Annotated in this window: 1 protein-coding gene; it reads left to right on the top strand. The window is 47.1% G+C overall.

What is annotated here, in order from left to right; all coding sequences use genetic code 11:
- On the top strand, window positions 1–497 hold a 497-nt coding region (locus CXF74_RS21675), incomplete at both ends, for an IS91 family transposase (RefSeq protein ID WP_198552969.1).

The following is a 497-nucleotide window of genomic DNA, read 5'->3' as shown; positions in this document are numbered from 1 at the left end:
TGTAAAACATCCCTTAGCAGGCAAACGAACTGGTGCTGCTCACACTGTTCTCATCATGAGCAACACCCGCTCTCTTGTGGACACCGGCATTGCCCACAATGCCAACATCAAACCACCATGGCGTGGCTGACAAGACAGCGATTAAAGTTGTTACCCAGTCAGTATTTCATGGTCACTTTTACGCTGCCCTTTGAGTTTAGGGTCATTGCTTCGTCTCAGCCAAAAGCACTCTATCAATTAATGTTTCAGGTAGCGTCAAAAGTGATGAAGGGCTTTGCACAGCGACAACATCAAGGTGAGATGGGTTATACCATGGTGTTGCATACGCATAATCGCAAACGCGATATTCACCCGCATATCCATATAATTCTACCGTGTGGTTATTACCAAAAAAGCAGGCAACAGTGGCATAAAGGAGACGGCACTTACCTCTATAACGAACTCGCGCTCGCCAGTGTGTGGCGAGCCAAAATACTCGAGGCGTTTAATCAACACCC

This window comes from Psychromonas sp. Urea-02u-13 (assembly GCF_002835995.1).
Taxonomy (GTDB): domain Bacteria; phylum Pseudomonadota; class Gammaproteobacteria; order Enterobacterales; family Psychromonadaceae; genus Psychromonas.
The sequence above is the reverse complement of the archived record's forward strand: the minus strand, read 5'-3'. Positions and strand labels throughout refer to the sequence as shown.